Genomic DNA, 22,733 nt, shown 5'->3' with positions numbered 1-22,733 from the left:
CACGTTTATAAGACCAAAAGATTACATCCTCTTATATCGGAATGGTCAAAACGTCCAATAACCTCAAAAGTGTTATTATCATGCGCTTTTCCGAGATCCTGTGTGGCGATAAAAGAGCACGAATTTATATTAGCTAAATCTATAACATTAATGCCGCCTGCCTTACCTTTAGGTAAAATGGTTAAAGCATCTTCGGTATCTCTGGTTAAAATGCGCATCCAACTTGGGCAATTAAAAATACCATGACCTTTCGAATACGCCTGACTTAAAAGTTCGGTCATGCCGTATTCACTGTGTATAACATCAACTCCAAAACCTTGTTTTAAAATGTTGTGAAGTTCGGCGCGAATGAGTTCTTTTCGACGGCCTTTCATACCACCGGTTTCCATAATTATGGTGTTTTTAAGCTGAAATTGATGTGTTTCAACCAAATCGAGCAAAGCAAAAGAAACTCCAATTAACAATACCTTTTTTCCTGAATTATCAAGGGCAATTAATTTGTTTTTTAACTCAGAAAGGTTATTTAAATAAAAACCGCTTTCAGGATGATTTGATTGTTTTATCATATCATCGACCATAAAAATTAGCGATGATCCTTTCCGTTCTAAATAAGATGGTAATAAAGCTAAAACAACATAATCTTTAACGCTTCCATAAAATGATTCAAATCCTTTTCGAAAACTTTTCATATAGATATTTAAATCGGTAATATGGTGTTTGCTTGTTAAGCTACCTGTTGTGCCTGAACTGGTAAAAGTGGATTGTACTTTTGACTCTGAACTTAATACGTTATGGGACTTAAAAAACTGTATGGGTAAAAAGGGGATTTCAGAAATAGACTTTACGTCATCAGGATGAATGTATAACAAATCACAAAACGACCGGTATACACGGTTGTTTTCGAATTGATGTTTGAATACCTGATAAGTGAGGTTTTCAAATTCGTTGTCATTCTTAATATTAAATATGGAAGCGGTGTTTATCATAATGTATTGCTCCGCAAAAGTAGATAAAATAAAAAAGCGTTACCAAACGGTAGCGCTTTTTTTAATGTGATGCTATGTGTATTATTTAACTATCAATTTTTTAGTAATTGATTTATTGTTTTGCGTTGCTTTTATAATATAAACACCTTGATTTAATCCTGAAACATCAAGTTTATTAGTCACGGATTGCTTTAAAATCTGTTTTCCTAAAAGGCTAAAAACTGAAACTTCTATTTTGGAATTATTTTTAGAGTTGATATTTACAAAGCCAATGGTTGTTGGGTTAGGGTAAATTTTAAAACCTGCTATGTTATTTTCTTTTACAGAAAGCGGCGTTGTATTAATGACTCTAATGTTGTCAATGGCTAAATCTTCATCTGCAGCGTTTAAATCATATTCAATAGTAAATTGAATTGTTGAGTTACTGCTTAAAGTTATAATTTTTGAATATTCAGTAAAAGTTGATGTTATTTCTGCGCCATCGCCTGTGCCGTCAAAATTTGTATCGATTCTTGGGGTGTTATTTGTGGATCCTCCAGAGGAGTTGTCGCCTTCAATCCATAATAAATTTTCAGGTGCACCAGAATCTAAAGCATAGGTGATGTGAACATAATCGGGATTGTCCCAGTTTTCATTGGTTTCATTATCATCTTCTGCGATTAAAATCGAAAATTCGATGGTTGACATCGATGAAACGTCTATGGGTTTTGTAGACAAAGTAACAGGGAGTGTTGCTCCTTCACCATCAATGTCTTGCGCTCCAAAAAAATAGGAATTGTTGATGTTTGATATTTCGTATGCTGAACCTATATCACTCCCGTCGGTTCTTTTAAAAAAATCATAACCTGTTGATGTAGATTTATCTGTAAACTCACTAATGCTTGTAAAATAGTTTGTGCCATTCGTGTCGGTTTCAAAATCTTCTTGGTAAATTACAACTTGGCTGTGTAAAAGTGAAACTACCAAAAAGTTAAAAATAGTAAAGTATTGTTTTTTCATAATAAAAGTGATTTGTTAATATAAATTAAAGGTAATCACTTTATTTTAAAAATGTAAGAAAAAACTTATTATATGTAGGAAAAACTATCTTATAACCAGTTTTCTGGTTTCACTCATGTTGTTTTCAGTTACTTTAATAATATAAACCCCTTTGTTAAAGTTTGAAATATTTAACTCTTTTCCAGTTAACATAGTAGTGAAAATGCGTTTGCCTAAAACATCGAAAAACTCAATTTTTTTGGTTAAATTGTGTTTAGTAGTAATATAAATGTAAGTTTTACCGTTTGTAACTGGGTTAGGGTAAATAGATAATTGTTCTATGGTTTCTTGAATAGGATTCCTGTTAACACCATCTTGTCCAAATGTAAAAGAGGAGAATGACAATGCTAAAAAAAGAAATAATGCTATCAAGTAGTTTTTTCTCATAGAACCTATTAGTTATTCAAATTTAGTAAATTATAACAAAAGTAATGCCAAGAAAAAAGTTAAAGAAATCTGCGGTTTATCGAAAAATTAACAATTTGTAACGTATTTGTTATCTTAGTGTTATTAAATTAGCAATTAGATATGATATATTTTATTAGTTTTATCTTTAGACCGACAAATAAAATTATTTTTATTGAGGACATAAAATGAAGAAAAAAGACATTAAAATATTATTGGTAGATGATGAGCCGGATATCCTAGAGATTGTGGGATATAATTTATCAAGCGAAGGCTATCAGGTTATAACAGCCGAAAATGGAAATGAAGGAGTTAAAAAAGCTAAAAAAGAACTCCCACATTTGATAATCTTGGATGTTATGATGCCAGAAATGGATGGAATTGAGGCTTGCGAACTAATAAGAAAACATCCGGATTTACAAAATACATTAGTTGTATTTTTAACCGCACGAGGCGAAGATTATTCTCAAGTCGCAGGTTTCGATGCTGGCGCCGACGATTATATAACAAAGCCAATAAAACCCAAAGTTTTAGTTAGTAAAGTTAAAGCGCTTTTGCGTCGATTTAAAGAGGAGGATTCAGCCGATATGGTTAAATTAGGAAGCTTAACAATAAATCGCGATGAATATAAAATCACCTCGAAAGGTAAGGAAATTGTATTGCCAAGAAAAGAGTTTGAATTACTCTCTTTATTAGCCTCTAAGCCAGGAAAAGTTTTTAAGCGAGATGAGATTTTAGATACAGTTTGGGGTAATGAGGTTGTAGTTGGTGGTAGAACAATCGATGTTCATATTCGTAAACTACGAGAAAAAATTGGAGACGAAAGTTTTAAAACCATAAAAGGAGTAGGCTATAAGTTTGTAGATTAATGCAGCAAAAATTTAAAAAATCATATAAGTTTGCGATTAAAACGTCGCTTTATATATCCATTTTTATAACGCTCTTAACGAGTGTTTTTTTATTCCTGTCGTTTACTTTAAGTTTCTGGTATATAGGTATATTGTTCTTGTCAACTTATTCGTTTTCATTTTTAATTATTCAGTTTAGTGTTGAAAGGTTTATTTATAAACGCGTAAAGAAAATTTACGACGATTTAACTTTATTGGAATCCACCAATTTAGCTAAAGGAACGATAACAACCGATATGAAAACTCTAACGAAGGAAATTGATAAATACGCCAGAGATAAAAAAATTGAAATTGAATCGCTTAGAGTAAGGGAAAATTACCGAAAGGAGTATCTGGGTAATGTTTCACACGAATTAAAAACCCCACTCTTCACCGTTCAAGGATATATATTAACCTTATTAGATGGCGCTATGGATAATAAAGAATTACGTGAAAAGTATTTAGAGCGTGCCAGTAAAGGGATAGAACGATTAGGTTATATTGTAAAAGATTTAGACATGATTACCAAATTAGAGGTTGGTGATTTGAGTTTAAATGTTGAGGTTTTCGATATTGTAGAACTGGTAAAAAATGTGTTCGACATGCTCGAAATGAAGGCTTCTAAAAAGAAAATTACACTTACTTTTGATAGAGCCTATAATGAATCGATTTTGGTTCGAGCGGATAAAGAACGTATTCAGCAAGTTATGGCTAATTTGGTGGTAAATTCTATTAAGTACGGTAGAATTAAAGGTACCACAGAGATTAGTATTGAAAACCTGATTAAAAATAAAATAATTGTAAGGGTAACAGATAACGGTGAGGGGATTGCTAAAATGCATTTGCCACGACTTTTTGAACGTTTTTATCGTGTAGATAAAAGCGGCTCACGTAAGGAAGGTGGTTCTGGTCTTGGATTATCTATTGTGAAACACATTATTGAAGCGCACGACGAAAAGATTTATGTGGAAAGTGAATTTGGTGTAGGAAGCGAGTTTTCATTCACCCTCGAAAAGGTAGAATAGCTTCTTAAAATCAACCTCGAAGTCAAATGCTGAAAGCCCGTTATATTGGTCTATTATATCAAGTTTACTTAAAGTGAATTGATCTTGTTTGCAACTAGGTACTATGGTTTGTTCAGATAAGCGCGTTGCTAAATATTCCTGTTCAAACTGTCCTGGTGTAGGTATAAAAAAAGCTTTCTTATTTAATTTGGCTAAATCCATTAAGGTAGTATATCCGGAGCGTGAAATTACCATGGTACTTTCATTAATGGTCTGTTCCAACATTTGGGAAGTCATGAAATTATAAATGGTAAAATTATTGCAACGTTCTACTGTTTGCTCAGGTTGTATAATCCCTTTAACAAAGACAACGTCTCCTTTATAATGTTTTAGTTCGGTTATTAATTTGTCTTCCAATAATGTACGCTGAGGTTCAGGACCCGATAATAAAACCATTAAATCGTAACGATGGGGTAAAGGTTTGTTTTCAAATCTACTTAAAGGACCAATATATTTCGTTGGGATTCCAAAAGTGTCTACATGACCTAATTTGCCACTTAAATTAAGCGAATTGTTGGTGTCAGGTACCCAACACTCAACGAAATTTTTAATGAATTTTTCATGCATTTTTGTGCTCAGCCAGGTCGTGGTTCCGCTTAAGACTTTTAGTTGGTGGGTAATAAAAACAGAAGGCACAGATTTATGATAAACCCCGAGTCGGTTATCGGAAATGATACCTGAAATACCATATTTGTCAATAATTCCTGCTATCGCTTTTTTTTCGTTATAAATAGCTTGAAGTAATCTTGGTGAATCTTTTAAAAGTTTTAATTTAAAAAACTTTCCGTTTCTCGCATAAGTCACGTTATACGCGGGAAGTTCAATGTGATTGAGATTAGGGAATTCCTTTTTTAACAGAGAAAGCGCAACGCCATCACTGGCTATTACAGGTTCAAAATTATTTTCTATTAATGCCTTTATTATAGGTATGCATCTAGTAGCATGCCCTAAACCCCAGTTTAGGGGTGCAACTAAAATCCGTTTTTTCATTAAAATCAAAGGTAAGCATATATACACTTTCGTATATTTCCTTAATTTTACCAAATATTTATTTTGTCCTTAACTAGAGGATAAAAGATAATCATTTAAATTAAAACTATAGGTGGGAAGCAAGAATAAATTAAAGCGCTTTAGAGAGAATGAAACTTTTTCCAATGTATATCAACCAACACGAGATCAATTGGTTAATGAAGATTATGATAATAAAGGTAAATGGAACGAAAAGGTTTTTAAAAATGAAAACCCTTTAGTATTGGAGCTGGGTTGTGGAAAGGGTGAGTATTCTGTGGCTTTAGCCAAAAAATATCCGAATAAAAATTTTATTGGTATCGATATAAAAGGCGCTCGTTTTTGGAGAGGGGCAAAAACGGCTATAGAAGAAAATATTCCGAATGTTGCTTTTTTACGTACCCAGATAGAGTTAATAGATCATGCTTTTGGTAAAAATGAAGTCGATGAAATATGGATTACATTTCCAGATCCTCAAATAAAATACAAGCGAACTAAACACCGTATGACTAATGCTGAATTTTTAGCTCGTTATAAAATTATTTTAAAGGAAGATGGGGTTGTAAATTTAAAAACCGATAGCGAATTTATGCATGGTTACACATTAGGTTTGCTTCATGGTGCCGGACATGAAGTATTGTATGCTAATCATAATGTATACAAGCAAGAGGGAAGTCCAGAAGAAGTAACAAGTATCCAAACGTTTTATGAATCGCAATATTTAGAGCAAAATAAAGCAATTACGTATATTCGATTTAAAATTAAGTAGTTGTGAATATTACGGTGGTCTTTTTTTTAGGGTTAATTATATCGCTTGTTGGGGTAATTCCGCCTGGTTTGTTGAACATGACCGCGGCTAAAATAAGTTTAAAAGAAGGACATACGAGAGGGATTATGTTTTCGATAGGGGTTTGTGTGGTTGTTTTAGTACAGACTTATGTAGCATCGGTATTTGCTAGTTATTTAACAAAGCATAATGAGGTTGTCGATATTCTGCAACGCGTTGCCTTCGTTATTTTTGTTTTAATAACTGTTTATTTTCTTTTCATAGCAAAATCTAAACCCAAAGAGGTTTTAGAACCAGAAATGAGAAGCAAACGTAGCCGGTTTTTTCAAGGCATGTTTATGTCGGTCATTAATGTGTTTCCTATTCCATACCAAGCTTATATGACCATTACTTTGGCATCTATTGGTTGGTTGAGTTTTGATCAAACCACTATTTTAACTTACGTAACAGGAACGGCAATGGGGACATTTGTTATGCTTTATATTTACATGTTTTTCTTCGATAAAATAAAAGACAAGACTATTGCCTCTCAAAAAAGCATGAATTACCTTATTGGTACCATTACAGGAGTTATATCTATCATCACTTTAATAAATATTATTAAAGAGTTGTAGAATGAAAGAAAACACTTTAGGTTTTTTCGATAAAGTTTACGAGGTGGTTAAGCAAATTCCGTATGGAAGAGTAACAAGTTATGGTGCTATAGCTAAATATTTAGGTGCTTCAAGAAGCTCTCGATTAGTGGGGTATGCCATGAATAATTCGCATGGTAAAGATGTGCCGGCACACCGGGTTGTAAACAGTTTAGGGTTGTTAACTGGAAAGCATCATTTTGAAGGAACTAATTTAATGCAGCAATTGTTAGAGAATGAAGGTATTACAGTAGTTGATAATCAAATTAAAGATTTTAAATCGGTATTCTGGAATCCTGTAGAGGAGTTGTAGTTAACAAGTAAAGCATTAAAACGATATTCCCAAGCCAAGTTGTATGGTTGAGAAGGTTTCTGAGCCAATTTTTAGATGCTCAAAACCACTGCTAACAGTAAAACGCGTCACATGGTAATTTAATGTAGCGTTGAGTTTATTTATGCTTTGATTGTTTACCCAAGTTTGATGAAAACCACCATCAAAACTAATTGGTTGTAAAATAAATAGTTCGAAACCCAAGCCGTAATTAAAGCCCCATTCGTTAACGCTGCCATCAACATAAGTAGCTCCTAGCCCCCACCAAAAGTCAAATGGTTCAGTTCTTACCCTGTAATATTTAGCAGTAAAGGAATAAAGCGCTAAATGCTGTTTGCCAAAATTGGTGCTATTTTCCCATAATTGTAAATAATCCGTTTCTAGGCCTATTCTGTTTAAAAATCTAAGATTAACGTTTAAATGATTGCCTTGAATTTTAGAGTTTTCAAAAATATAGGTTGAAGTAATAGAGGTTCGAAAACTATTTGAACTTTCATCCGGTATATACGTGTAATTTCCTCTGTTTTTTTGGTGGTATGGATGTTTTGTTAGTGCAGCAAAATGGCTTTTGTTTTCATATTCAAAAGGAGATTCAATTAAGATCGAATAAGCCGTGTAGGCGAAAGCATCAATAATTAATTTTCCAAATGTATCGATGAAAAAATTACCACTAGAGTTAGTATCATCGGTGTTACTATTTCGCGACTTTTCCGTTCGAAAAGTATTATCGCCTTCTTTTAAACTTTCTTGCGACTTTTCAAGTTTACTTTGACCGTTACATATTGTGTAAGATAACAAGTAAGATATTACTATGAAAAGTTTGCCAATCATTGATGTTTAGTTAAATAGCAATGAAAAATGCACATAAATCATGCCATTTTTCTCCTAAATTTATTAAACTTAAACTAATAACTAAATTTTAGGATTTGTTCAATCTTTAATGTTTATATTTGTACCCTTAGAATAAATCTAAATAGAGCATGAAGCTTAACAAAAAAGACATACTTAAAGCGTTAGAATCAATAACCGTACCTGGAGAAGGACAGAACATGGTAGAAAGTGGAGCCGTAACAAATGTTGTGGTTTTTGGCGATGAGGTTATTGTGGATATCACTATAAAAAATCCAAGTTTACAAGCTAAAAAGCGTACCGAAGTTGATATTTTAAAAACCATTCATGAAAAGGTATACGAAAAAGCTAAAATTAAAGTAAACTTAAAAGTTGAAGCGCCAGAAAAACCAAAAGCAAATGTGATAAAAGGAAAACCAATTCCCGGAATTCAAAATATAATTGCAGTGGCTTCAGGTAAAGGAGGGGTAGGTAAATCTACGGTAACGGCTAATTTAGCGGTAACGTTATCAAAGATGGGATTCAATGTAGGTATACTTGATGCCGATATTTACGGACCTTCGATTCCTATTATGTTTGATGTTGAAATGGGACGACCATTAGCGGTAACCGTAGATGGTAAGTCGAAAATGAAACCTATTGAGAATTATGGGGTTAAAGTGTTGTCAATTGGCTTTTTTACACAACCTAATCAGGCTGTTGTTTGGCGTGGTCCAATGGCGGCAAAAGCATTAAATCAAATGATTTTTGATGCACATTGGGGTGAATTAGACTTTTTATTAATTGATTTACCTCCTGGAACAGGGGATATTCATTTAAGTATTATGCAATCCCTTCCAATTACAGGTGCCGTAGTGGTTAGTACACCACAAAATATAGCCTTGGCCGATGCAAAAAAAGGTGTTGCAATGTTTCAACAGGATAGTATTCAAGTACCAGTTTTAGGAATTATAGAAAACATGGCTTATTTTACACCTGAAGAACTTCCAGATAACAAATATTATATTTTTGGAAAGCAAGGTGCAAAAAACTTAGCCGAAGATTTAAAAGTGCCTTTTATTGGTGAATTGCCTTTAGTTCAAAGCATTAGAGAAGCAGGAGACGTAGGGCGTCCAGCAGCACTTCAAACAGCTACACCTTTAGAAAAAGCCTTTGAAAAAATTACGCAAAATGTGGTTCAGGAGGTTGTAAAACGAAATGATAATTTACCACCTACAGAGGCAATTAAAATAACAACTATGGCTGGGTGCTCAGCAGTTAAAACTAAATAAATGACAGCAGAAGAAATAAGACTTAATGTCGAGAAAGCATTAGAAGAAATTCGTCCGTTTTTGCAAAGTGATGGAGGCGATATTTCTTTATTGTCTATAGAGGATAATAATACACTGGTAAAGGTACAGTTGCAGGGTGCTTGTGTTGGTTGTAGTGTGAATCAAATGACTTTAAAATCGGGTGTTGAAATGACCATAAAAAAGCATGCGCCGCAGATTGAAAAAGTTATAAATATTGAAATTTAACAGGTAGGTGTTCTGAAAAAATTTCAATTAAATCCCATAAATTTTTTTAAAGGTATAGTTAAAATAAAGAATTTTATGAATTCTTTATTTTTTTCTTTTTCCTATTAAATTGATAGGAAAAAGAATTGTAAATAAATTTTAAGCATTAAATTTGCGTAAATATTCTAATGCCTTTACAAAAAGACAAATAATATGAGCGACATAAACATAAAAATAACAGATAGAGATGGTGTTACGCACGATGTTGTTGCGCCTACCGATATGGCAATGAATTTAATGGAAGTGGTTCGTAGTTATGAACTTGCTCCTGAAGGTACTATTGGTGTTTGTGGAGGTATGGCAATGTGTGCTTCATGCCAATGTTACGTAATAAGCGATACCGATTTACCAGAAATGAGTGATGATGAGGAAGCAATGCTATCTGAAGCTTTTGATGTGAAAGATAATAGCCGTTTAGGTTGTCAAATACAAATGACACCAGAAATGGATGGTTTGGAAGTTGAATTAGCTCCAGAAAGTTAATTTTAAATTATTCTAAATAAAAGCTATATTTGTCGACGTGAAAAATACAATTGAAACAACAAGCGATAGCTACCATATTGAGTACCTTAGGTTTTGTAAATATGTTTTACATACCCCTACAAAGGCCATACAATTAAGTTTTCCGCAAATGCTCGAACTAAGACGAAAAATTAACGCAAAAACGACTTATAAGTCGCTTAACGCTATTGTTAATAACGAGAATTTTGTTTTACTTTTCGTTGCCGATAAGCAGCATCTACTTTTCTTAGAAATACCTCAATTGATTAAATTAAAAGAAGAAATTGCAGTTTTCTTTGAGACACCAGATTTCATTTTAGCATAGTTTAAAGTCTTTATTTAGACTTTTTTTAAATTTTGTCAGAACGCTATAGTGCCCTTATTTTATTGTAACTTTGTGTAAAAGCGCAATTATGAACACAATAGTTAGAAAACAAATGTCTATTCATCCAGATGTGATGGATTTACTTAACAATCAAATAGCAATGGAAATGAAAGCATCGGCGTCATACTTAGCTATGGCTTCTTGGTGTGATCAGCGCGAATTGTTAAATAGTAAAGCTTTTTTTTATAAGCAAGCCGAAGAAGAAAGAGAGCACGCAATGAAAATCTTTGAATTTATTAACGATAATGGTGGTGCAGCTATATCACCTAATGTTAATGGAGTAAACAACGATTTTGAAAGTTTACTTTCTATATTCGAATTAGGTTTGGAGCAAGAAATTAGTGTTACACAATCAATTTATAAAATATTTAAGGCAGCTAGAAAAAACGATGACTTCATTACCGAGGTTTTTTTACAATGGTTTATTAATGAGCAATCGGAAGAAGAAGATGCTTTTAGAAGTATAATTGATATTTTCAATCTTATGGAAGGCATGCCTTTAAAAATGATTGATGAGCGAATTCCAACGGAATAGAAGAATAACTTAGATACATAAAAAACGCTCCTTTAAAAGGAGCGTTTTTTATGTTATTATTTTACATGGCAGGTGGTATTGCAGAAGGAACCACATTATCAATTGGAGTTAAGTTTTTTAAATACGCAAAAATAGCATTAAGATCATCGTCTGTAAGTTTAGCAAAATCCTGCCAAGGCATAGGGGGTAGTAGGTAACGACCACCATCTTGACCTTTGTATTTTCCTTCTTTAATAGATTTTTTAAATTGTTCTGCAGTCCAGCTGCCAATACCACTATCATCGGGAGTAATGTTTGCTGCAAAAGATGTGCCCCAAGGCCCTGTAAAAGCTGTAAATCCCATAGAGAAAAGAGCATAGCCTTTCGCGGTTTCTTTATCGTATGGAGGTAGAGTTTCATCTGCAGGGTGACCTGATAATAGTCGTTTCGGATCTGGAATAGGTCCTTGTTCTGTTATAATTTTTGGAGAATGGCAGTGGTGACATCCCCCTAAATCTACAAGGTACTCTCCTCGTTGAATAGGATTTAGTGGTTCTTGTTCTACCAAGTCTTCTTCAGCTTTAGAAGTTTTTTTCTCTGAATGAGAATTGCAGGAATAAGCCAACATGCTTACTGCGGCAAGAAGTAAAATTATAGGTTTCATCTTAAATAATTGGTTGGTGATTCTAGAAAAGTTAGTGATTTTAAGGTTACAATAATTAAAAATGATGCAAGAAATACAGTGTAAATTACTGGTTATTATCTAGTTGTATTGCGAAAGCTGTTCAGGGCCTTCCAGTATGACACGTTCTATTTTAAGAAACCCATCTTCATTTGTAACTATAACCCATTTAATTAGGGTAATTTCACCATTTTCAATTTCAATGCCGGTTATACACCTGGGGTGCACACAACTACCATCATTAAAAAACGGGATGTCTCCTGGTTCTGGAAATCTGGGGCGATGTGTATGTCCTGCTATGGTAACAATATTGTTTTTTGAAGTAATCCATTTTTTTGTTCGGCGCTCAACTTTTATGAGTTCCTTATTGTTTTTGGCTGGTCGAGTTGGATCTGATATGCCCATAACATTAAGAGGTTTCCAGAGGATCCTTACCAAAAACCTGCTCCATTTCCAAAAGGTATAATTCCAGGTGTCCGCCTGGTGGCCATGGGTTAAAAATAATTCTTGCCCCGTATCCCTGTGTTTTAAAATTAGTCCTTCGTGGTATTTTAATTTTTTAAATAACGCGGCATCCTTGCCTTCAATAGGATCAAAGTAGGTCTCTAAATGTTTTTTAACATAATTAGGATTTTTATATACCATATCGTGGTTTCCCCAAATCATGTGTAGACGTTCATGTTTATGAAAGTCTTTCATAAGCATGTATACATTTTTATGAGCTTCAAAAATGGGCTCGAACGATAGGTTTTCCCATAGTTCATCACCATCTCCTAATTCACAATAATGAAAACCTTCTGTATAATAGTGCTTTAAGGCGTGGAAATATATATTACGGTTGTTTGCAAAATCGTCGGCAAAACTATTGTCGCCTCTATGGCAATCGCTAAAAAGAATGAATTTACTGCTGTTATCGAAATGGATAACTTTAGCTGTTTTAAAGGCGTTATCGAACCGTTTTTTAGAAGAGAACATGTTTGTAAAAGGCTTTTAGCTAATATAGAGATTATTAGTTGATATTGTAACCTAATTTTTTTAGCGCCTCAGGAAGTATGCGTTCTACAAATTTAGAATATGCTAGTGATGAAGGGTGCAAGCCATCATTGGCAACAAGGTTTGTTTCTGTAAGTCCTTTTCTAGTTATATCTGTAACATAAATGTAAGTGATGTTATTTTGCTCACAATAATTTTTTATGAAATTGTTATACTTATCAATTTCTACTGAAATTGATGTATTACCTTTTCCAAAAGGCGTAAATGCATAATCTGGAATTGAAATAACCAAAAGTTTTTGTTTAACACCACCCGCAAATGAAATAGCTTTATCTACAAGTATTGGAAATTCATTCTCAAAAACTGAAAAGTTTAAGTTTTGATATTGATTGTTAACACCTATAAGAAGCGTAGCTAAGTTGTAGTTATTTGCTATATCTTCCTGTTCAATGACGTTTAACAAATTGCTTGTAGTCCATCCTGTTTTGGCAATAACCTTTAAATTTAGCGCTTTCACTTGTGTTGTTTCAATTATGCTATCTTTTAACTGTTCGGGGAATCTGCAGGTTGCGCAAACACTTGCTCCAATAGTATAACTGTCTCCTAAAGAGATGATGTTAATTTCTGAAAATTCAGGAGTGTTTTCCGGTATGGTTTCTGTAGACTCTACAACCTGGTCCTCTACATTCGTAGGACGGTCATTTGAGCTGCAAAATGAACACAACATGGTAATCCCAAGTAGGAGTACGTTTGTTTTCAGTCTCATATATTCTTTATTGTAAAGATAATGAAATGAAATTATAAACTATTTAGCTAAAAAGGCAAGGGTTGTTTATTTGAAGGCGTTCAAGCCTGTAATATCCAGTCCCGTAATTAGAAGGTGAATATCGTGTGTGCCTTCATATGTAATCACGCTTTCTAGGTTCATGGCATGACGCATAATGGAATATTCTCCAGTAATCCCCATGCCTCCTAGTATTTGTCTGGCTTCTCGCGCAATGTTAATAGCCATTTCAACATTGTTCCTTTTGGCCATTGAAATTTGTGCAGAGGTGGCTTCATTATCGTTTCTTAATACCCCCAATCGCCAGGTTAATAATTGGGCTTTCGTGATTTCAGTTATCATTTCTGCCAATTTTTTTTGTTGTAATTGGAACTGTCCTATGGGTTTACCGAATTGCATACGTTCTTTGCTGTATCGGAGCGCAGTATCGTAGCAATCCATGGCCGCTCCAATTGCACCCCAGGCAATGCCGTATCGCGCAGAATCCAGACATCCTAATGGTGCGCCAAGGCCAGACTTATTTGGTAATATATTTTCTTTCGGTATTTTAACGTTATCAAAAATAAGTTCGCCTGTTGCACTGGCTCGTAGAGACCATTTATTATGGGTTTCTGGAGTAGAAAATCCTTCCATACCGCGTTCTAAAATTAAACCGTGAATACGGTTGTTTTCGTCTTTCGCCCATACCACTGCAATTTGTGCAAACGGGGCATTGCTAATCCACATTTTAGCACCATTCAATAAATAGTGGTCTCCCATATCTTTAAAATGCGTAACCATGCCCCCAGGGTTACTGCCATGATCGGGTTCTGTTAACCCGAAGCAACCTATCCATTCGCCAGTAGCTAATTTTGGTAAGTACTTTTGGCGTTGCGCTTCGGTGCCATATTTCCAAATAGGATACATAACCAAACTGGATTGTACCGAAGCCGTACTGCGAATACCAGAATCGCCACGTTCTATTTCCTGCATAATTAAGCCATAAGAAATCTGATCTAAACCAGCTCCACCGTATTCCATGGGAATATAGGGGCCAAAAGCGCCTATTTCGGCTAAACCCTTTATGATTTGTTGCGGAAATTCTGCTTTTTGCGCGTAGTCTTCAATAATTGGAGATACTTCTCGTTTTACCCACGACCTGGCTGCTGCTCTAACCAATTTATGTTCTTCTGTCAGTAATTTGTCCAGATTATAATAATCGGGAGCTTCAAATAAATCGGGCTTCATGGTTGAATTTTTTTAATAATTAGCTGTGAAAAATCTGTAATAAAAATACGTTATTTCTAAGAAATTATTATTATTTAATTCAATATTTGGCTTTTACTTGGATAATATTAAAAATTTCCATGTTTTTAAATGAAATTTACATGTTAAATTCATGATAATTTGTTAAAATTGTTCAACATCTAAAATATAAATTACTTGAAATCTCATTATTGTTATTTTTTATTAATTCTTATCTTTTTTACATCTTGTAAAGAGGATAAAGTAAACTTTAATGCTTCAGTAAGACCCATTTTAAATAAAAAGTGTATTAGTTGTCATGGCGGTGTAAAACAGTCTGGAGGCTTCGGACTTGTGTTTAGGGAAAATGCCTTGGGTAAAACGGCTAACGGAAAAATTGGTATCCTACCAGGTCATCCCGAAAAAAGTGAAATGTTTGCCAGAATCATAGAAAAGGACCCGGAATTGCGAATGCCATTGGAATCTGATCCTTTATCGAAGAAGGAAATTGAAATCATAAAGAAATGGATTCAACAAGGTGCCGAATGGGAGGAACACTGGGCTTATTTACCGCCAAAATTACCTGAAGTAGATCAAGAAGATATGGATTGGGGGAACAGTGCTATTGATTATTTTATATTTAATAAAATGGAATCCCATGATTTGAGCCCTAATGAAGAAGCTAATGCTTACGATTTAGTACGGAGATTGTATCTCGATATTACAGGCATTCCTCCAACTAAATCTCAAGTTGAAGCTTTTGTTTCAAATCCTTCGGAACAGGCTTATGAGGCTTTGGTTGATACTTTATTGCAGTCGCCTAAATATGGCGAACATTGGGCAAGCATGTGGCTGGATTTGGCAAGGTATGCCGATTCGAGAGGCTATGAAAAGGATGGAAAACGAGAAATCTGGAAATATCGGGATTGGGTAATTAAAGCATTCAATGATGACATGCCTTTTAATCAGTTTACTATAGAGCAATTAGCAGGAGATTTACTTCCAAATCCAACAGAAGATCAATATATCGCTACGGCTTTTCATAGAAATACACTCAACAATTCTGAAGGCGGTACAGAGAATGAAGAATACCGTGTGTCTTCAACCATAGATCGGGTGAATACAACTTGGGAAGTCTGGCAATCGACTACCATGTCCTGTGTACAGTGTCATAGCCATCCTTACGATCCGATTCGGCATGAAGAGTTTTACACCTCGTATGCCTTTTTTAATAATACTTCAGATTGGGATGGTCCCAGAGATTATCCAGTTTATCGCGATTTCGATAGTTTAAACACTGAAAAATTAGAAGCAGTAAAACAATGGATTTCAAAAGTGTCTTCGGAAACCGAGGCAGATAAATGGGAGAAATTTGTTCGAATTCAGGAGCCGAAAATCAGACCAGAAGATTTTAATCAATCCCAAAATACAACACATTATAATAGAGGCGATCAGGATTATATGATGGTTTATAATGAAGCCAGCATTCAACTAAAAAATGTAAGTCTGAGTAATGTCGATAGAATTTATATAAATTATAATCAACGAAACAATAAAACGGCAAACTTCATTGTAAGACAAGATAGTCTTGATGGTGCAATCATCGGAAAAACAGTTTTAAATAAAACTCGAGGCTTTATGAATAAGCCCGTGTCGATTAAAACTACAGCTAAAAAAGCCGATTTGTTTTTTGAGATAGATAGTAGCTCTGAAGATTATATGTTCTATTTGGATGGGTTTTTATTGGGGCCAAAAATTGTTGATGAAGATCAAGAAATAGTCCATGAAATCTATAATAAAATAGATACCCTGTTAAATACCCGTTATGTGCATTCAACACCAGTTATGGTCGATAAATCTGGTGATTTTAGTAGGCAAACTCAGGTTTTCGATCGTGGAAATTGGCTAGTTTTGGGAGATACGGTTCAAACGGATATTCCAAAGTTATTTAATACAAATCAAAAAGAATTTAAAAACCGATTAGATTTAGCAGAATGGTTGGTGAGCGAAGATAATTGTTTAACGGGACGAGTTATAGTAAATCGTTTTTGGGCCAATATTTTTGGAAGAGGAATTGTATTAACTTCAGAAGATTTTGGGACTTTGGGTGAAAAACCTACGCACCCGGAATTATTAGATTGGTTAGCACTTAAATTTACTCACGAGTGGAACTGGAGTATGAAAACTTTGGTAAAGAACATCGTATTGTCGGCAACATACAAACAAAGTGCTGTTGTGTCTAATGAAGCAAAAGAAAAAGACCCAATGAATAAATGGTTGGCTAGACATCCTAGAGTTAGGCTTTCAGCAGAGCAGATTCGTGATCAGGCCTTGGCTGTTTCAGGCTTGTTAAGCGACAAAATGTATGGGCCAAGTGTAATGCCTTATCAGCCTGAAGGTATTTGGTCTGTAGTTTATAATAACGAAAGTTGGAATACCAGTGAAGGTGAAGATGCTTACAGAAGAGGTGTTTATACCTATTTACGTCGATCAAGCCCTTATCCTTCCTTTATTAGTTTTGATGCGTCAGAACGCGAATTTTGTTTATCCAGAAGAATCAATACCAATTCGCCAATACAGGCTTTGGTAACATTAAACGATCCTGTTTATTTTGAAGCAGCGACAAATTTGGCAAAACAAATTGAAAGTATGGAAGGTGATGATAAAAAGAAAGTTGAAACTGCTTATCAAAAAGTGGTAGGAAAACCAATTGCTTCTGAAAAAAGCAAGGTGTTACTAAATTTATTAAACGATACGCAGAACTACTATTTAGAACATAAAGAAGAAGCTTATAATTTGGTAAATGCTGATAATTTAGAGTTAGCATCGCTAACAGTTATGGTAAATGCCTTGATGAATCTCGATGAATTTATCGTTAAAAATTAATACTATGGATTTATTTAACGAAGCAAGAAAAAGACAGTTAGAATATACAACCAGAAGACATTTTTTAAAAAAATGCACTACAGGTTTAGGCGGTATTGCCTTAGCTTCCTTAATGGGGCCTCAGTATATGTTTGGAAGCAATAATACTCAAGTAAATGTTAACCCATTAAATTTGCCGCATTTTTTACCAAAAGCCAAGCGGGTTATTTATTTACATATGGCAGGAGCGCCATCGCAGCTTGAAATGTTCGATTATAAACCAACGCTTCAAAAACTAAATGGATTAGATTGTCCGCAGTCGTTTTTAGAAGGTAAACGTTTTGCCTTTATACAGGGAACACCAAAAATGTTGGGGCCACAATTCAATTTTAAGAAATATGGGCAATCAGGAACTTATTTGTCAAGTTTGCTGCCTCATTTTAGCGAAGTTGTTGATGATGTAGCCATTGTAAAATCGATGCATACCGATCAATTTAACCATGCGCCTGCACAACTTTTGGTACAAACCGGAAGTGCCAGAGCTGGAAGACCAAGTATAGGCGCTTGGGTAACCTATGGGCTAGGATCTGAAAATGAAAATTTACCAGGCTATATGGTGTTGATTTCTGGAGGTAAAAACCCAAGTGCCGGGAAAAATGCCTGGGGTAGTGGATTTTTGCCTTCAGAATATCAAGGGGTACAATGCCGAAATTCGGGAGATCCGATTTTATATGTATCTAATCCAAATGGGATGAGCCGTGATATTCGTCAGAAATCGTTGAAAGCGATTAATGATATTAATGAAAGTGAATACAAAGAATTTAATGACGACGAAACGTTGTCGCGTATTTCACAATACGAAATGGCGTTTAAAATGCAACTTTCTGTACCCGAAGTTACCGATATCTCAAAAGAACCCGATTATATTCGCGAGATGTACGGCGCTAAACAAGGAGAAGCATCATTTGCTAATAATTGTTTGTTGGCACGACGTCTTGTAGAACAGGGCGTTAGGTTTGTTCAGCTTTACGATTGGGGTTGGGATATGCATGGAACCAATAAAGCAAGTTCATTAAATGAAGGTTTGCAGGCTAAGTGTGATCAAATTGATAAACCTATGACGGCTTTAATAAAAGACCTGAAACAACGCGGACTATTAGAAGATACCCTAGTGGTATGGGGTGGCGAGTTTGGAAGAACTCCAATGCGGGAAAATCGTGGTGGTATCGAAATGCCCTTTTACGGTCGAGATCATCATACCGAAGCCTATACGATTTGGATGGCGGGCGGCGGTATTAAAGGCGGGATTACCTATGGTGAAACCGATGAAATTGGTTATTACGGTATCAAAGATAAAGTGCATGTACACGATTTACAGGCCACGATTTTAAATCAATTAGGAATCAATCACGAAAAATTTACTTATAATTTCCAAGGAAGAGATTTTAGACTTACCGATGTTAGTGGGCATGTGGTAAAAGATTTACTCATCTAAACAAACTCAATGAAACAAACAAGACGTCAGTTTTTAACAACAGCAAGTACGGCTGGAGCAGGTATTTTACTTCATGGTATGACTTTGCCAGAATCTAATAATGTAAAAGCTAAAGAAGGATTTTCTCTAAACATTTTTGCCACAAGATGGGGTTTTAAAGGTTCTATAGACGATTATTGTAAGCAAGTTAAAAAGGAAGGTTACGATGGTATTGAAGAATGGTTTCCCAGAAATGAAGTCGATGAAAATGCTTTATATGAGGCCTTAGATAAGTACAACCTAAAACTTGGTGTGTTAGCAGGTAGTGGAGGAAATACATTTGATGCGCATCAAAAGAGTTACGCTGAAAACTTGCAGAAGGTGATTTCTAAAAAACCAGAATTTATTAACTGCCACGCCGGAAAAGACTACCTGTCGTTTCAGCAAAAAAAGTTGCTTATAGAGTTTGCGGTAAACGCTTCAAAAGAATCGGGTATACCAATTTATCAGGAAACGCACCGTGGGCGTATGTTGTATGCGGCACATGTTTGCGAGGAATTTATTGATGTGGTTCCCGACCTAAAATTAACATTAGATATTTCACATTGGTGTGCCGTATCCGAAAGTTTGTTAGCAGATCAAAAGCAAGCTGTCGAAAAGGCCTTAAAGCGCGTGGGGCATGTGCATTCCAGAATTGGGCATGAAGAAGGGCCTCAAGTTAGTGAACCCCGTGCGCCTGAATGGCAAAGGGCGGTTAATGCACATTATGCCTGGTGGGATACCATAGTTAATTACAAAAAGCAAGCCGGGGAGCCTTTAACCATGACGACCGAATTTGGTCCTGCTAACTATATGTGGAGTATGCCGTATACAAAACAACCATTAGCCGACCAATGGGCAATTAATGTACATATGATGAATGAATGGCGTAAACGTTATTTATAAAATGCCTGTAAATTGTATTTTTCAATGACCTTTTTATTAGAATCTAATTTATATCAGTTTTTCGGCAGATTTCACGCCATGATAGTCCATTTGCCTATTGGTTTTATCAGTTTGGCTCTATTGTTTGAAATCGTTTCATTAAAACAAAAAGTTGAATTAAAACCTGCTATTTCTTACGCTTATTTTGCAGGAGCTATATCAGGAATTGTAGCCATAATTTTAGGATTAATGCTGGCATCTGGTGGCGGATATAACGAATCTACTTTAAATATTCATAAGTGGACAGCTATTGCCATGACATGTATATCGTTGCTGCTGTTTTTTATAAAACGTTATCAAGGTAAGGTTTACTGGGTAAAAAGAAGCTATTTGTTTTTTGTAATTGCAGTAACGAGCCTTATGTTTATTGCAGGTCATAATGGAGGTAATTTAACACATGGCTCTACGTATTTGTTGGAATATGCACCAACTCCAATTCGTACGTTAGCCGGATTGAAACCTGAACGTAAACGTATTACCAATTTAGATTCAGCATTAGTATATCAGGATGTTATAAGTGTAGTTTTTGATGCCAAATGTAATGTGTGTCATAACGCCGATAAATCTAAAGGTGACTTATTGCTTACTACGCCCGAAAATATTTTAAAAGGAGGAAAGAATGGCATTGTACTCGTAGCTGGAGATGCTGAAAATAGCGAATTATTCAGGCGTATAACTCTAGATCCAGAACATAAAGAATTTATGCCAACCGAAGGCCGAACGCCGCTTACCAAGGAAGAAGTACAGTTGGTAGCATGGTGGATAAATGAAGGTTTAAGTTTTGATAAGAAATTAACCGATTTAAACCTTACCGACAGAATTAAATCCAGTTTGCAAACGGTAGGTATCGGGTTAAAAAAGTCTTTTGTAGAAAGTTTAGATTTGGCTGAAATCGATAATAAAATTATTGAAGACATAAGAGCAGCAGGTTTCAAAATAAAAACCGTTGCTAATAATAGTAACTTACTAGAGGTTAGTTATTCGGTGTATAACCCTGAACCCATTTCTGAAGAAAAGATGAATCAACTATTACATGCAAGGTCTAATATCATCTGGATAAATTTTTCAAATATAGATTTGTCACCACAGGTAGTGTCTAAATTGGGTCAATTTGAAAATCTTACACAGTTAAAAATTCAGAATACAAACTTGGATGATGAAGGGTTAAAAGCCTTAGAATCCTTAAAGCATCTTGAGTATCTTAACGTATATGGAGATGCGATAACTGATGCGGGTATTGAAAGTATTAAAAGGTTGCCAGCACTTAAAAAATTATACGTATGGAAAACGAAACTTACACCGAAAGGGATAAATAGGTTGACCAACGAATTAAATGGAGTTGAGGTGTTTTCTGGCCTTGAATAAGCTACATCTTTAAATAGAAATCTTTCGTAAGATTGATATAATCTTCGGTATATTGGTGGCGTTGTGTTTCAATAATCAATTCAGATTTTTCGATAGGTTCAGCTATACTTTCGCCGAAAGAGAAATTCAAAAGGCTACGTTTAATTGCTGAATTAGCTGTGCCTTTTACATGCAATATTTTTTTTGGATGTAAGTTTACTTTTGAGGCCAGATCGATGAAACTGTTTTCTTCTTTATAAGGAATAACAACGCAAAATTTACCTGTTTCAGATAGTAGTTTCGATACACTTTCAATTAAATGCTGAAATGGCATGGCATCGCTGAATCTTGCTAAATCCCGTTGTTCGTTATCCGATTTATAATCTTCAGAATAAAATGGCGGGTTAGAAACTATTAAATCGTATTTATCGTCTATTTCTTCGGCAAATTCCTCTAACGAAGCATGATAACAAAACAGGCGGTCTCCCCAGGGTGATTGTTCAAAATTATCAACACATTGCTCATAAGCGTCATCATCAATTTCAAGGGCATCAATGAGTTCTGCATGGCTTCGCTGAGCTAACATAAGCGCAATAATTCCTGTGCCAGCACCAATATCTAATATTGAAAAAGGATGTTTTTCAACAGGAGCCCAAGCACCTAAAAGCACGCCGTCGGTGCCCACTTTCATGGCGCAGCGATCTTGATTAATAGTGAACTCTTTAAATTGGAATGGTTTATTTGACATGTTGAAATTGTTAAAAAAAATAAAAGAGCGCATTGAATTATCGATAAAATGCACGCAAAAATACTAAACTGTGTTAAAAAAATAAGCTGTTTTTTAATAAGTCGTAATTTTGTACGTTATGAATAGTATGGAACGATTTTCTTTAATCGCTCTAAAAAAATGAAAAAGAAAAAGATTTTAGTATGAATGCAGGTAGAATATTTTATAAAGTCAAGGAGCTTTTAGTTTTTAACGATGGTGTTGAAAAGGTATATCTAGAAGCGATGGAAGCGATCGATAACGAAGATTTAAAACGTTTTTTTAAAGAACGTAGTGAGGAGCGTCAAAAGTTTTCACTTGATCTTAAGGCCGAAATGGATATAATTGAAGAGAAAAGTGATCAGCCAGCGGGATTAAGTTCTAATTTTTATGAAATCTGGAGAAATTTTAGAAACTTAGTCGCGTTTAAAGATGAAACCGGATTGTTAAGTGAAATTTATAGATTAAAGCTAGAAAGTGTCGATATGTATAATCAATTGTTAATGGAGCCTAATTTAGACTTGTCGACCTGTAAATTATTAGAAAAACAGCGTGACGATATTCAAAGTTCAATTCAGGCATTAACACGTGAATTAGATTTGGCTTACTAAGGACAAAAAACATATAAAAAAAAGCGAGACTCGTTAAAGTCTCGCTTTTTTTATGGGGTAAAT

Annotated in this window: 25 protein-coding genes; 15 read left to right on the top strand and 10 right to left on the bottom strand. The window is 34.8% G+C overall.

From position 1 onward, the window contains the following. Nucleotides 1-5: 5 nt before the first annotated feature. From ICJ83_RS02210 to ICJ83_RS02200, 3 genes are all read right to left on the bottom strand, one after another. The gene (locus tag ICJ83_RS02210; protein ID WP_188228717.1) at nucleotides 6-986 is read right to left on the bottom strand and encodes a LuxE/PaaK family acyltransferase; all 981 of its coding nucleotides are present in this window, start codon (nucleotides 984-986) and stop codon (nucleotides 6-8) included. 81 nt (nucleotides 987-1,067) lie between these two features. Next, nucleotides 1,068-1,985, bottom strand: a complete 918-nt coding sequence (locus ICJ83_RS02205; RefSeq protein WP_188228716.1) for a T9SS type A sorting domain-containing protein — start codon at nucleotides 1,983-1,985, stop codon at nucleotides 1,068-1,070. Between the two features lie 84 nt (nucleotides 1,986-2,069). Continuing rightward, entirely contained in the window at nucleotides 2,070-2,411 is a 342-nt protein-coding gene (locus tag ICJ83_RS02200; protein WP_188228715.1) for a T9SS type A sorting domain-containing protein, read from the bottom strand. A 206-nt stretch (nucleotides 2,412-2,617) separates the two neighbouring features. Here ICJ83_RS02200 and ICJ83_RS02195 point away from each other — a divergent pair, with 206 nt between their 5' ends. Then, nucleotides 2,618-3,298, top strand: a complete 681-nt coding sequence (locus ICJ83_RS02195) for a response regulator transcription factor (RefSeq protein ID WP_188228714.1) — start codon at nucleotides 2,618-2,620, stop codon at nucleotides 3,296-3,298. Further along, nucleotides 3,298-4,341, top strand: a complete 1,044-nt coding sequence (locus ICJ83_RS02190; protein WP_188228713.1) for a sensor histidine kinase — start codon at nucleotides 3,298-3,300, stop codon at nucleotides 4,339-4,341. Before ICJ83_RS02195 ends, ICJ83_RS02190 begins: the two co-directional genes overlap by 1 nt. On the opposite strand, the gene ICJ83_RS02185 is transcribed toward ICJ83_RS02190, so the two are convergent. After that, on the bottom strand, nucleotides 4,315-5,370 hold the full coding sequence (locus ICJ83_RS02185; RefSeq protein WP_188228712.1) for a glycosyltransferase: 1,056 nt from the start codon (nucleotides 5,368-5,370) through the stop codon (nucleotides 4,315-4,317). The two genes, ICJ83_RS02190 and ICJ83_RS02185, sit on opposite strands and share 27 nt — an antisense overlap. Before the next feature lie 112 nt (nucleotides 5,371-5,482). Here ICJ83_RS02185 and trmB point away from each other — a divergent pair, with 112 nt between their 5' ends. Genes trmB through ICJ83_RS02170 form a run of 3 tightly spaced genes read left to right on the top strand, consistent with a single transcriptional unit; the run spans nucleotide 5,483 to nucleotide 7,120 of the window. Next, nucleotides 5,483-6,157, top strand: coding sequence for a tRNA (guanosine(46)-N7)-methyltransferase TrmB (gene trmB, locus ICJ83_RS02180; protein ID WP_188228711.1), 675 nt, complete (start codon nucleotides 5,483-5,485; stop codon nucleotides 6,155-6,157). Between the two features lie 2 nt (nucleotides 6,158-6,159). Beyond that, nucleotides 6,160-6,789, top strand: coding sequence for a LysE family translocator (locus ICJ83_RS02175; RefSeq protein WP_188228710.1), 630 nt, complete (start codon nucleotides 6,160-6,162; stop codon nucleotides 6,787-6,789). Between the two features lies 1 nt (nucleotide 6,790). After that, nucleotides 6,791-7,120: an MGMT family protein gene (locus ICJ83_RS02170; protein WP_188228709.1), complete on the top strand. Its 330-nt coding sequence runs from the start codon at nucleotides 6,791-6,793 to the stop codon at nucleotides 7,118-7,120. Between the two features lie 15 nt (nucleotides 7,121-7,135). Here ICJ83_RS02170 and ICJ83_RS02165 read toward each other — a convergent pair whose 3' ends face one another. After that, nucleotides 7,136-7,969 carry a hypothetical protein gene (locus ICJ83_RS02165; RefSeq protein ID WP_188228708.1) on the bottom strand — a complete coding sequence of 278 codons (834 nt, stop codon included), beginning with the start codon at nucleotides 7,967-7,969 and terminating at the stop codon, nucleotides 7,136-7,138. 149 nt (nucleotides 7,970-8,118) lie between these two features. Here ICJ83_RS02165 and ICJ83_RS02160 point away from each other — a divergent pair, with 149 nt between their 5' ends. The 5 genes from ICJ83_RS02160 to ICJ83_RS02140 all read left to right on the top strand — a co-directional run bounded on the left by ICJ83_RS02160 (nucleotide 8,119) and on the right by ICJ83_RS02140 (nucleotide 10,964). Further along, nucleotides 8,119-9,258, top strand: a complete 1,140-nt coding sequence (locus ICJ83_RS02160) for an Mrp/NBP35 family ATP-binding protein (protein WP_188228707.1) — start codon at nucleotides 8,119-8,121, stop codon at nucleotides 9,256-9,258. Further along, nucleotides 9,259-9,504 (top strand): NifU family protein, encoded by a 246-nt coding sequence (locus tag ICJ83_RS02155; protein WP_188228706.1) that lies wholly within the window; start codon nucleotides 9,259-9,261, stop codon nucleotides 9,502-9,504. Nucleotides 9,505-9,696: 192 nt separating this feature from the next. Continuing rightward, a complete protein-coding gene (locus ICJ83_RS02150; RefSeq protein WP_188228705.1) occupies nucleotides 9,697-10,026 on the top strand; it encodes a 2Fe-2S iron-sulfur cluster-binding family protein in 330 nt (109 codons plus the stop codon). Nucleotides 10,027-10,063: 37 nt separating this feature from the next. Next, nucleotides 10,064-10,369 (top strand): hypothetical protein, encoded by a 306-nt coding sequence (locus ICJ83_RS02145; RefSeq protein ID WP_223154568.1) that lies wholly within the window; start codon nucleotides 10,064-10,066, stop codon nucleotides 10,367-10,369. Nucleotides 10,370-10,457: 88 nt separating this feature from the next. Continuing rightward, complete coding sequence (locus ICJ83_RS02140) at nucleotides 10,458-10,964, top strand: ferritin (RefSeq protein ID WP_188228704.1); 507 nt, start codon at nucleotides 10,458-10,460, stop codon at nucleotides 10,962-10,964. 61 nt (nucleotides 10,965-11,025) lie between these two features. Here ICJ83_RS02140 and ICJ83_RS02135 read toward each other — a convergent pair whose 3' ends face one another. The 4 genes from ICJ83_RS02135 to ICJ83_RS02120 form a co-directional block, all read right to left on the bottom strand. Further along, on the bottom strand, nucleotides 11,026-11,607 hold the full coding sequence (locus ICJ83_RS02135; protein ID WP_188228703.1) for a c-type cytochrome: 582 nt from the start codon (nucleotides 11,605-11,607) through the stop codon (nucleotides 11,026-11,028). A 99-nt stretch (nucleotides 11,608-11,706) separates the two neighbouring features. Next, a complete protein-coding gene (locus ICJ83_RS02130) occupies nucleotides 11,707-12,600 on the bottom strand; it encodes a metallophosphoesterase family protein (protein ID WP_188228702.1) in 894 nt (297 codons plus the stop codon). 34 nt (nucleotides 12,601-12,634) lie between these two features. Beyond that, the gene (locus ICJ83_RS02125) at nucleotides 12,635-13,384 is read right to left on the bottom strand and encodes a GDSL-type esterase/lipase family protein (RefSeq protein ID WP_188228701.1); all 750 of its coding nucleotides are present in this window, start codon (nucleotides 13,382-13,384) and stop codon (nucleotides 12,635-12,637) included. 66 nt (nucleotides 13,385-13,450) lie between these two features. Beyond that, nucleotides 13,451-14,629, bottom strand: a complete 1,179-nt coding sequence (locus ICJ83_RS02120) for an acyl-CoA dehydrogenase family protein (protein ID WP_188228700.1) — start codon at nucleotides 14,627-14,629, stop codon at nucleotides 13,451-13,453. Between the two features lie 195 nt (nucleotides 14,630-14,824). Here ICJ83_RS02120 and ICJ83_RS02115 point away from each other — a divergent pair, with 195 nt between their 5' ends. From ICJ83_RS02115 to ICJ83_RS02100, 4 genes are read left to right on the top strand one after another with little or no spacing between them, the layout of a single operon-like run. After that, nucleotides 14,825-17,512, top strand: a complete 2,688-nt coding sequence (locus ICJ83_RS02115) for a DUF1553 domain-containing protein (protein ID WP_188228699.1) — start codon at nucleotides 14,825-14,827, stop codon at nucleotides 17,510-17,512. A 4-nt stretch (nucleotides 17,513-17,516) separates the two neighbouring features. Then, a complete protein-coding gene (locus ICJ83_RS02110; protein ID WP_188228698.1) occupies nucleotides 17,517-18,986 on the top strand; it encodes a DUF1501 domain-containing protein in 1,470 nt (489 codons plus the stop codon). A gap of 9 nt (nucleotides 18,987-18,995) precedes the next feature. Beyond that, nucleotides 18,996-19,910 (top strand): sugar phosphate isomerase/epimerase family protein, encoded by a 915-nt coding sequence (locus ICJ83_RS02105; protein ID WP_188228697.1) that lies wholly within the window; start codon nucleotides 18,996-18,998, stop codon nucleotides 19,908-19,910. Nucleotides 19,911-19,934: 24 nt separating this feature from the next. Beyond that, entirely contained in the window at nucleotides 19,935-21,314 is a 1,380-nt protein-coding gene (locus ICJ83_RS02100; protein WP_188228696.1) for a DUF2231 domain-containing protein, read from the top strand. Nucleotide 21,315: 1 nt separating this feature from the next. On the opposite strand, the gene ICJ83_RS02095 is transcribed toward ICJ83_RS02100, so the two are convergent. Continuing rightward, the gene (locus ICJ83_RS02095; RefSeq protein WP_188228695.1) at nucleotides 21,316-22,041 is read right to left on the bottom strand and encodes a tRNA1(Val) (adenine(37)-N6)-methyltransferase; all 726 of its coding nucleotides are present in this window, start codon (nucleotides 22,039-22,041) and stop codon (nucleotides 21,316-21,318) included. Between the two features lie 182 nt (nucleotides 22,042-22,223). Between ICJ83_RS02095 and ICJ83_RS02090 the strand changes: the two genes are divergently transcribed. Further along, entirely contained in the window at nucleotides 22,224-22,670 is a 447-nt protein-coding gene (locus ICJ83_RS02090; RefSeq protein WP_188228694.1) for a DUF2383 domain-containing protein, read from the top strand. Nucleotides 22,671-22,733 lie beyond the last annotated feature (63 nt).

Origin of the sequence: Aestuariibaculum sediminum (assembly GCF_014596945.1) — a bacterium.
Classification (GTDB): Bacteria; Bacteroidota; Bacteroidia; order Flavobacteriales; family Flavobacteriaceae; genus Aestuariibaculum; species Aestuariibaculum sediminum.
Note: the sequence above shows the minus strand (reverse complement) of the source record. Positions and strands in the feature narration are given on the sequence as shown.

What these genes read in the sequence shown, in the direction of transcription:
- ICJ83_RS02105 (WP_188228697.1), top strand. Translation starts at nt 18,996, where the DNA reads ATGAAACAAACAAGACGTCAGTTTTTAACAACAGCAAGTACGGCTGGA.
- ICJ83_RS02090 (WP_188228694.1), top strand. Translation starts at nt 22,224, where the DNA reads ATGAATGCAGGTAGAATATTTTATAAAGTCAAGGAGCTTTTAGTTTTT.
- ICJ83_RS02135 (WP_188228703.1), bottom strand. Translation starts at nt 11,607, where the DNA reads ATGAAACCTATAATTTTACTTCTTGCCGCAGTAAGCATGTTGGCTTAT.
- ICJ83_RS02190 (WP_188228713.1), top strand. Translation starts at nt 3,298, where the DNA reads ATGCAGCAAAAATTTAAAAAATCATATAAGTTTGCGATTAAAACGTCG.
- ICJ83_RS02150 (WP_188228705.1), top strand. Translation starts at nt 9,697, where the DNA reads ATGAGCGACATAAACATAAAAATAACAGATAGAGATGGTGTTACGCAC.
- ICJ83_RS02170 (WP_188228709.1), top strand. Translation starts at nt 6,791, where the DNA reads ATGAAAGAAAACACTTTAGGTTTTTTCGATAAAGTTTACGAGGTGGTT.
- ICJ83_RS02185 (WP_188228712.1), bottom strand. Translation starts at nt 5,370, where the DNA reads ATGAAAAAACGGATTTTAGTTGCACCCCTAAACTGGGGTTTAGGGCAT.
- ICJ83_RS02160 (WP_188228707.1), top strand. Translation starts at nt 8,119, where the DNA reads ATGAAGCTTAACAAAAAAGACATACTTAAAGCGTTAGAATCAATAACC.
- ICJ83_RS02200 (WP_188228715.1), bottom strand. Translation starts at nt 2,411, where the DNA reads ATGAGAAAAAACTACTTGATAGCATTATTTCTTTTTTTAGCATTGTCA.
- ICJ83_RS02210 (WP_188228717.1), bottom strand. Translation starts at nt 986, where the DNA reads ATGATAAACACCGCTTCCATATTTAATATTAAGAATGACAACGAATTT.
- ICJ83_RS02140 (WP_188228704.1), top strand. Translation starts at nt 10,458, where the DNA reads ATGAACACAATAGTTAGAAAACAAATGTCTATTCATCCAGATGTGATG.
- ICJ83_RS02195 (WP_188228714.1), top strand. Translation starts at nt 2,618, where the DNA reads ATGAAGAAAAAAGACATTAAAATATTATTGGTAGATGATGAGCCGGAT.
- ICJ83_RS02110 (WP_188228698.1), top strand. Translation starts at nt 17,517, where the DNA reads ATGGATTTATTTAACGAAGCAAGAAAAAGACAGTTAGAATATACAACC.
- ICJ83_RS02130 (WP_188228702.1), bottom strand. Translation starts at nt 12,600, where the DNA reads ATGTTCTCTTCTAAAAAACGGTTCGATAACGCCTTTAAAACAGCTAAA.
- ICJ83_RS02100 (WP_188228696.1), top strand. Translation starts at nt 19,935, where the DNA reads ATGACCTTTTTATTAGAATCTAATTTATATCAGTTTTTCGGCAGATTT.
- ICJ83_RS02125 (WP_188228701.1), bottom strand. Translation starts at nt 13,384, where the DNA reads ATGAGACTGAAAACAAACGTACTCCTACTTGGGATTACCATGTTGTGT.
- ICJ83_RS02120 (WP_188228700.1), bottom strand. Translation starts at nt 14,629, where the DNA reads ATGAAGCCCGATTTATTTGAAGCTCCCGATTATTATAATCTGGACAAA.
- ICJ83_RS02205 (WP_188228716.1), bottom strand. Translation starts at nt 1,985, where the DNA reads ATGAAAAAACAATACTTTACTATTTTTAACTTTTTGGTAGTTTCACTT.
- ICJ83_RS02155 (WP_188228706.1), top strand. Translation starts at nt 9,259, where the DNA reads ATGACAGCAGAAGAAATAAGACTTAATGTCGAGAAAGCATTAGAAGAA.
- ICJ83_RS02165 (WP_188228708.1), bottom strand. Translation starts at nt 7,969, where the DNA reads ATGATTGGCAAACTTTTCATAGTAATATCTTACTTGTTATCTTACACA.
- ICJ83_RS02095 (WP_188228695.1), bottom strand. Translation starts at nt 22,041, where the DNA reads ATGTCAAATAAACCATTCCAATTTAAAGAGTTCACTATTAATCAAGAT.